This window comes from Pseudomonadota bacterium, from assembly GCA_040752895.1.
GTDB lineage: Bacteria > Pseudomonadota > Alphaproteobacteria.
On sequence record JBFMHN010000014.1, the window covers coordinates 1 to 1,897 of the forward strand.

Here is a 1,897-nt window from a genome sequence, read left to right on the forward strand (position 1 = left end):
AATCCGTGGGGGCCAAGCGCGACGACGCTGGAATGGACGGTCAGCTCCCCGCCGCCGTGGCACTCCTATGAGGAATTGCCGCGGATCCGTTAGCTGGAGGAAGCGCCGCCGGTAGGCGCTTGGGGGGTCAAGTTGTCGGAAGGTGTGATGCGTTCAGCAACGATGGAACAGGGGGCCGCCTTTGAGGGCGGCTCCCGCGTTCAGGACTTTTTCCTTCTCCTCAAGCCCAGGGTCATGTCGCTGGTCGTCTTTACCGGGCTTGTCGGCCTCGTGCTGGCGCCCGGCACGTTGCATCCGGTGCTGGCGGGGGTGGCGCTTCTCTGCATCGCGGTCGGCGCCGGTGCCGCCGGTGCCATCAACATGTGGTACGACCGCGATATCGACGCCGTGATGCAACGGACGCGTGCACGGCCCTTGCCGGCCGGCCGGGTCGTTCCGGGCGAAGCGGCCGGCTTCGGTGTCGTGCTGGCGATGGGCTCGGTTGCCATGCTGGGGCTCGCGCTCAACTGGGTGGCCGGCGGCCTGCTCGCGCTGACCATCGCTTTCTACGTCTTTGTCTACACCATGTGGTTGAAGCGACGTACGCCCCAGAATATCGTCATCGGGGGCGCGGCGGGCGCCTTCCCGCCGATGATCGGCTGGGCGGCGGTGACGGGGGAGGTAAGCCTGAGTTCCCTCGTGCTTTTCGCGATCATCTTCCTGTGGACGCCGCCGCATTTCTGGGCGCTTTCTCTTTACCGCAGCGACGACTATAAAAAAGCCGGCGTGCCGATGCTGCCGGTGGTGTCGGGCCCGCGCGAAACGAAGAAGCAGATTCTGCTTTACACCATCCTCCTCGTGCCGCTGACGCTGGTGCCCTCCTTCATCGGCCTTTCGGGGCTCTTTTACGGCACCGTCGCGGCCCTGCTCGGTGTTGTTTTTCTGATTTCCGCCCTGCGCGTATGGTTCGATGCGACACACCAATCCGCCCGGCACATGTTTGCTTTCTCGATTCTTTATCTTTTTCTTTTATTTACAGCGCTCTTGGTGGATCGGGGTTTGAGCCTGGCGGTCTAGGATGCCTGGTGGTCTGGGATGGACATGGCGATGGTTTCGGATGACGAGCAGCGGAAGAAGAACCTTAGGACCAAGAACTTGGTTCTGCTTGCGGCTCTGCTCGGCTTCGTTGCCCTCATCTACGTCGTTTCGCTGGTTCGTCTGGGGGGGCAGGGATGAAGAATAGCCGCCGCAACCGGGTCGTACTTGCAAGTCTTGCTTTCCTCGTCGTCGGCATGGTGGGCTTGAGCTACGCTTCCGTGCCGCTCTACCGCTTGTTTTGCCAGGTGACCGGCTTCGGCGGCACCACCCAGCAGGCGGCGACAGCCCCCGGCGCCGCGGGCGGGCGCGTCATCACCGTTCGCTTCAATTCCGACGTGGACCCGGGGCTTCCGTGGGCCTTTCAGCCCATGCAGCACGCGGTGCGGGTTCGGGTCGGCGAGGACAAGCTTGCCTTCTACCAGGCGACGAACCGCTCGAACGAGGCGATCGTCGGCACCGCCGTCTATAACGTGACGCCGATGAAAGCGGGTCTCTATTTCAACAAGGTCCAGTGTTTTTGCTTCAACGAGCAGCGGCTTAACCCCGGCGAAAGCGCCGACATGGCGGTCAGCTTCTTTATCGATCCGGACATTTTGCAGGACCCCAACCTTGACGATATCGAGACGATTACCCTTTCCTATACCTTCTTCCGCGCGGTCAGCGATCGCGGAGATGGGGGGCGGGCGGCGAAGGCGCAGCACGCCAACGCGGTTGCCGGCGCCGGCGGCGGCCTCAGGGAATAGGCAGATTTTATGTTTGGGAAACAGAGAGTGAAAGATTTCGGGTATCTTGGAGGACTAAATCAATGACCACCCACGCC

Annotated in this window: 3 protein-coding genes; all 3 read left to right on the top strand. The window is 62.2% G+C overall.

The window, feature by feature from the left end; translation table 11 throughout:
* The first annotated feature begins 162 nt into the window (after positions 1-162).
* Genes AB1781_11360 through AB1781_11370 form a run of 3 tightly spaced genes read left to right on the top strand, consistent with a single transcriptional unit; the run spans position 163 to position 1,820 of the window.
* Positions 163-1,056, top strand: coding sequence for a heme o synthase (locus tag AB1781_11360; protein ID MEW5705164.1), 894 nt, complete (start codon positions 163-165; stop codon positions 1,054-1,056).
* 18 nt (positions 1,057-1,074) lie between these two features.
* On the top strand, positions 1,075-1,215 hold the full coding sequence (locus AB1781_11365; protein ID MEW5705165.1) for a hypothetical protein: 141 nt from the start codon (positions 1,075-1,077) through the stop codon (positions 1,213-1,215).
* Entirely contained in the window at positions 1,212-1,820 is a 609-nt protein-coding gene (locus AB1781_11370; protein ID MEW5705166.1) for a cytochrome c oxidase assembly protein, read from the top strand. Before AB1781_11365 ends, AB1781_11370 begins: the two co-directional genes overlap by 4 nt.
* The last annotated feature ends 77 nt before the right edge of the window (positions 1,821-1,897 follow it).

Coding starts and splice junctions, on each gene's coding strand:
- AB1781_11360 (MEW5705164.1), top strand. CDS start 163: ATGGAACAGGGGGCCGCCTTTGAGGGCGGCTCCCGCGTTCAGGACTTT.
- AB1781_11365 (MEW5705165.1), top strand. CDS start 1,075: ATGGACATGGCGATGGTTTCGGATGACGAGCAGCGGAAGAAGAACCTT.
- AB1781_11370 (MEW5705166.1), top strand. CDS start 1,212: ATGAAGAATAGCCGCCGCAACCGGGTCGTACTTGCAAGTCTTGCTTTC.